General features: G+C 52.5%; 3 protein-coding genes. All 3 read left to right on the forward strand.

What is annotated here, in order from left to right; all coding sequences use genetic code 11:
• Positions 1-1,325: adenylate/guanylate cyclase domain-containing protein (locus tag EJP87_RS12835; protein ID WP_130472270.1), on the forward strand; the 1,325-nt coding region annotated here is incomplete at its 5' end.
• 275 nt (positions 1,326-1,600) lie between these two features.
• On the forward strand, positions 1,601-3,700 hold the full coding sequence (locus tag EJP87_RS12840) for an SUMF1/EgtB/PvdO family nonheme iron enzyme (RefSeq protein ID WP_130472271.1): 2,100 nt from the start codon (positions 1,601-1,603) through the stop codon (positions 3,698-3,700).
• A gap of 39 nt (positions 3,701-3,739) precedes the next feature.
• Positions 3,740-6,388 (forward strand): DNA mismatch repair protein MutS, encoded by a 2,649-nt coding sequence (gene mutS, locus EJP87_RS12845; RefSeq protein WP_130472272.1) that lies wholly within the window; start codon positions 3,740-3,742, stop codon positions 6,386-6,388.
• The last annotated feature ends 113 nt before the right edge of the window (positions 6,389-6,501 follow it).

Raw genomic sequence — 6,501 nt, forward strand, 5'->3', positions numbered from 1 at the left:
TTATCGATATCGACAAATTGGATGAGGATGAACGCCTGGAGTTGAGCGTCTGGGTCAAGGATAAGTTGGTTTTGCTCGGTGACACCTCAGAGGTCTCACACGACTGGTTTGATACCCCTGTCGGCATGGTCTATGGGGTCGAAATTATTGCAGACTCCATCCATACTTTGCTGCGTAACGGACCTCTGCGTCCGGCCGATGATACATTGGAAAAAAATATCTTGCTGGCCACAATGGGCATCATTCTGATTGCCAGCCTGCTGAGCAGTTTGGCATCGCGGACCCTGATCGTCATGACAGTGATCACTCTGCTGGTAGGAGTCAGCACCTATCTGTATGTGACTCAAGGTCTGGTCATCTCTCTCTCTTATAATCTGACCGCCATTATCCTCAGCTATCTGATCGTCAGTTTCTATTTCTACCGGCAAGAGATGGGTCAGAAACAGATGATCAAGGGAGCTTTTGGACAATATCTGTCGCCGAAAGTGGTGGAAATTCTCTGCAAAGATCCCAGCAAACTCAGCCTGGGTGGTGAATCGCGGGAGATGACTGCCTATTTCTCGGATGTAGCAGGCTTTTCCACCATCTCGGAAAAATTGACCCCGGAAGAGTTGGTGCAACTGCTCAACGAATATCTCACCGCCATGTGCGATATTATCTCCCGCTATGATGGTACCGTAGATAAATTTGAAGGGGATGCCATCATCGCCTTCTGGGGTGCACCACTCGATCAACCAGACCATGCCAAACTCTGCTGCTATGCCTGTATCGATATGGGTAAACATATGGTCAGTATGCGCGAAAAATTGCTGGCAGAAGGTCGTCCCAAACTGAACGTGCGCATGGGTATCAACTCTGGGCGCATGGTGGTCGGCAACATGGGTTCCAAACAACGGATGGACTATACCATCATGGGTGATGCGGTCAATCTTGCTGCTCGCCTGGAAGGTGCCAACAAATTTTACAACTCCGGCACCATGATCTCCGATTCTACCTACCAACAGGCCAAAGATTTTATCGAAGCCCGTGAGTTGGATATTGTCCGTGTGGTCGGAAAAAATGAGCCTGTCACCATCTATCAGTTGTTGGATCGTAAAGGTGAACTCGAACCGACGATGGCAAAGGTTCTTGAGCTGTACAATCATGCTCGCGAAGCCTACAAAGCCAAGGATTTTGCTACCGCTTTGCAACGTTTTGAAAAGGTACTGGAAGTGGATGCCAACGACGGCCCTGCATTGACCTATATCGCTCGCTGCAAAGAGTATTTGGATAATCCTCCTCCCGCTGATTGGGATGGTGTTTTCCAATTCACCTCTAAAGGCTAGTGCCTATTCTGCTTTAAGAGTATAGCGCTTCAAAGACAACGCCAAGCCGCGCGCAGTGCCGTGCATACATGAGGTATGCAGGCCTGCAGCGCGGCTTTATAACATATTATCAAGGGCATATTAGAGCGAATGAGAGCAGGCCCTGGATTTCTGCATATAAATGAGTGCAAAATCTCTGCCTATTCGAGGAGAACTTGGTATCGGTTTGCCTTGATCCTCTCTCATTCAAAAGAGTTGCTGTCAAACAGCAGAGAGACAAAAGGGAGTGCAAAGCCGTGGAATGCACAACGGCTCTGGTGGGACGGTATAAAATTCGCGACAACAATCAGACAAGCAGTTGTCCCGAACTGGTTCCTGCCGATGATACCAGTAGCGGTGTGCCAGTAGACCTGCAATGGCTGCCCGCCACTATCAGCAGCGATCCGCTGCATATGGCTGAAATACGACACTATGTGCAGCTTCTCCATGCCCTGGACCACCCCCATATCGCCCGCTTGCACACTTTGGAGTATGATCCGCAACAACGCGCCCACTATCTGGTCTGGGAACAAACCAGTACTCTCTCTTCTCTGCATGATTATCGCCTCTCCCAACCCGGTCAACGCTTGAGTTGCAAAGAGGCACTGGCCATCTGCCGCGATATCGCTTCGGCTCTCGACAGTTTGCATCGTTCCATGCTCCACCGCCATCTGCGACCGGAAAATCTTTTTTTGACCGAAGATGGTATCATTAAAATGGCCTGCATCCCCTTGCTTCCTGTTTCTCTGCAAGGAAAACTGCAACAGATTGGCACCTTGCCAACCCCAGTTGCAACCTCGCGTGAGCAGATCTATCTGGCCCCCGAACTATGGGCAGAACACAGACCAGAAGCCACTCCGGCCAGCGACCGCTGGGCTCTCTCTGTACTCTTTTATGAGCTGGTCAGTGCCTCTCTGCCCTTCACTGCAGAGCAAAAAATGACGCACCATCCCACGCCGCATCCTGTCCCTGCTCTGAATAAAGCCAGTCACGCTCTCTTGGCAAAGGCTCTGGCACCATTGCCTGAAGATCGTTTTGCTTCAGCACAAGCATTTATTCACGCTCTTTCTGCTGCTTCTGTTGCACGTAAAAGCAAAAAACGCAGTCTTTTTCTGTTTTTTCTTCTACTCGTCAGCGCTGCCATCACCTTGCTTTGGCATGATCCCTGGCAATCGCTGCAAAGCCTGTTGCCTTCCGCCAATATCCCTGCCTCCAGCACACAAAATATCACCGATCAACCTGTTTTAACTCCTGACATCAAAAAAACGCTGCTTCTGCAGATTGAAAGTCAGCCCAGCGCAGCAACCGTTATTCTCGATGGCAAGCGTTTGGGACAAACACCCTTTACCGTAGGTCGGGTAGCTCCAGGAGCCTATCATCTTTGGTTGGAAAAGGAGGGCTTTCAACCGGTGGAAATGGAGATGGATCTGACCCAGGATACCATTGTCAGCCTCAAGCTGGAGACAACCACAAACAGTGCGGCAAATGCTGAAGAAAAGAGAGGAGAGGCAGCCTCCTGGGCAACGGAGCATCCGTTACGGGTGGCACCCCTTCTGCCAGCAGATGCAGCCATGAGCAGTGAGCAGACGGCACACACCACTGCGGATAGCGCTGGTACACCACCAGTTTGGCAGGATCCTCTCAGCGGCTTGAGCTTTGTGCAGTTGCCTGGAGGCTGTTTTACCATGGGCTCCACCCAAGGCAATCAGGATGAAAAACCGTTACATAAAGTCTGCGTGGATCCGTTTTGGCTGGGACAACATGAGGTGACGCAAGCAGCATGGCAGAAAATAATGGCGGATGAGGCACTTCCAGCCCGTTTTCGCTCCAATAGCGCCCTGCCAGTCGATTCCATCTCCTGGCAGCAGGCACAACGTTTTATTGCCCGACTCAATGCACAAAGCTCCTTTCGTTTTCGTCTTCCCAGTGAAGCAGAGTGGGAGTATGCCTGTCGTGGCGGCGCGCAAACCTCTTTCCAGTTTGGCAATACCATTCATGCCGGTAAAGCCAATTTTAATGGTCAAAAACGTATTGGTGAGGAGAGCAAAGGCTATTATGTGGGAAGCACCATGCCGGCCGGTTCCTTTCCCGCCAATCGCTTCGCGCTCTTTGACATGCACGGCAATCTTTATGAATGGGTAAGCGATCTCTATCGTGCGGATTTCTATCAACACGCCCCACAAAACAACCCGGTCGCCTCTCTGACAGAAAACGAACAAATGGATCGATCCGAACGGGTGTTACGCGGAGGTGCCTGGTATAGTACACCCATGGATCTGCGTTGTGCTGCCCGGCATAAAGATAATCCACAACAGACTGATCATGGCTATGGTTTTCGACTATTGCGTGAGCCCTGAACCCAGCCCAAACACCGATCGTCCAACCCTGAGTAGAGCATGAATACACCCGCGCATACCCCCATGGTCAGTCAATATTTGGCAATCAAGGCAGAACACCCAAACGAACTGCTCTTTTATCGCATGGGTGATTTTTATGAGCTGTTTTTTGAAGATGCCAAGTTGGCCGCACCTGTGCTGGATATTGTGTTGACGCAACGCGGTCAAAGCGGTGGAGAAGCGATTCCCATGGCTGGAGTCCCCGTGCGCTCTCTGGAGCTGTACCTGCGCAAAGCCATTGAAGCCGGTTTTCGGGTCGCCATCTGCGAACAGATGGAGTCACCGGGCATGAACAAGGGTCCATTGCAACGAGAGGTGCGCCGGATCATTACCCGTGGCACCTTGACTGAAGAGCATCTTTTGCCAGCTCGCGCCAACAATTTTCTTGTCGCCCTGGCTCCCAGCGAGAAGATTCTGCAACCCAAACGCGATCGACACCACTCTGTATGTGCTCTGGCAGCCCTGGATCTCTCTACCGGAGAGTTTCAGTGCGGAGAAGCGGTGAGCTGGGATCATGCCCTGGCAACCATCTCGGCCTTGGATCCCGCAGAACTGTTGCTCCCAGAGGGATGGCAACCACCAGAGGAGCTGGTCAGCCGTTATCGCTCACCAACTCGCCGCACTCCCTGGGAGTTTGATCCCGAACAGGCATCCCTGCTGCTGAAGGACCATTTTCAAACTCTCACTCTGGCCGCATTTGGTATTGAGCAGGCACCGCTCTGCCAATCTGCCTCTGGGGCTTTGCTCTCCTATTGCCGTGAAACACAAAAAGAGGCACTTCAGCATATCACAGGACTCCGCCGTACCTATGCCGATGAGTTTATGATTCTTGATGAGACCTGTCGGCGCAATCTGGAGTTAAACGGCAATCTTCTGGATGGCGGTCGCCACAACAGTCTGCTCGGTCTCCTCGATATCAGCCAAACCGCTCCCGGCAGTCGACTGCTGACCCAATGGCTGAATCGACCCCTGCAAACAGTGGCAGCAATCACTGCCCGTCAGGAGGGTGTTGCCTGGCTGTTGGCTCACGACCGACAGCGCGAACAGATCCGTCTGTTGCTGCGCGGCAGTCATGATTTGGAACGTCTGTTGAGCCGCTGTGCCATGGGACGCGCTTCGCCCAAGGATTTGGGGGCCCTGCGCAGCACCTTGGCCCGTTTGCCCTTTTTGCAAGATGAATTGCAACAAACTGCTGAGACCACCCCCCTGCCCTCTGTGCTGCTCACTCTGCAAAACGACCTGGGTGGACAGGAAGAGCTGTTGCAGCAGTTGCGCGAGCAGTTGCAAGATGAGCTGCCCGCACAGTTGAAAGAGGGTGAGGTGATTCGTCCGGGTGTGCATCCTGAGTTGGATCAATCGCGCGCCTTGGCCCAGGATGGCAAAGGATTTTTATTGCGCCTGGAGGCCAAAGAGCGGGAAGAGACCGGCATCACCACCTTGAAAATTCGCCATCATCGCAGTTATGGCTACAGCATTGAAGTCAGTCATGGACAACGCAACAAAGTGCCCTACAGGTATCAACAAACGCAAACCATGACCAATGCTGCCCGTTATATCACCAGTGAGCTGAAGGAGTTGGAGGAGCAAATCCTCAATGCCGAAGAGAGACAACAAACTTTGGAAGCGGAGTTGTTTGCGCAATTGACCCACAACGTCACAACCCATGCAGCGGCCTTGCAACGTACCGCCTTGGCCATGGCCACTTTGGATGTGCTGGCTGCCTTCGCTGAAACTGCTTATCAGCGCCACTATTGCCGACCAGAAATCCATAGCGGCACCAGCATCAACATCCACAATGGCCGTCATCCCGTTGTAGAAGCGGCTTTGCTACGCGGTACTTTTGTCGCCAATGAGACCGCCCTTGATATTGGCGAGCGGCGGATGATGTTGATCACCGGACCCAATATGGCCGGTAAATCCACCTATATGCGCCAGGTCGCCTTGATTGTCTTGCTGGCCCATATCGGCTGCTTTGTACCTGCAGAAGCGGCTACCATTGGTCTTACCGATCGGATTTTTACCCGCATCGGCGCCAGCGATGATCTGGCGGGAGGCCGCTCGACCTTTATGGTGGAGATGACGGAGACTGCACATATTCTCCATCATGCCACAGCACGTTCACTGGTGTTGTTGGATGAAATTGGTCGCGGCACCTCGACACTGGATGGTTTGGCCATCGCCTGGGCGGTGATTGAACAGATCCATTCGCAATGCCGGGCACGTACTCTGTTTGCCACCCACTATCATGAGTTGACCGAATTGGAACAACTGCTGCCCGGGGTGCTTAATTTTACGGTGGAGGTCAAGGATGACCAGCACCAGCCCCTCTTTCTGCACACCATCGTCCGTGGCAGCGCTGATCGTTCCTACGGGATCCATGTCGCTGAACTGGCCGGATTGCCACGTCCCGTCATTGAACGAGCCAGAGAGGTGTTTGCCCAATTGCAGGAAAAACATCAACCACCCATTCAACGCATCACTCCCCCCGCCAAAGCGATGCCACGTGTGCAACTCTCTCTTTTTGCCGACTCCGCAAGCGAAGCTATTGCCCAAGAGTTGGCCAAGATCGATCCCGATGAACTGACCCCCAAACAGGCTTTAGAGCTGCTGTTTCGCTTGAAAAAGATCAACAGCTCGGCAAAGCGTTAGAACAGAGATAACTATTCACCACCCAAAACAACTGCGGGTCCAGGGAGGGCACCTCCCTGGCCGGGTCCAGGGATGGAATCCCTGGGATTTTGTTTTTAATCTTTTAATCTTTT

It is taken from the genome of Candidatus Magnetaquicoccus inordinatus, assembly GCF_004217665.1.
In the GTDB taxonomy this organism is placed as follows: Bacteria; Pseudomonadota; Magnetococcia; order Magnetococcales; family Magnetaquicoccaceae; genus Magnetaquicoccus; species Magnetaquicoccus inordinatus.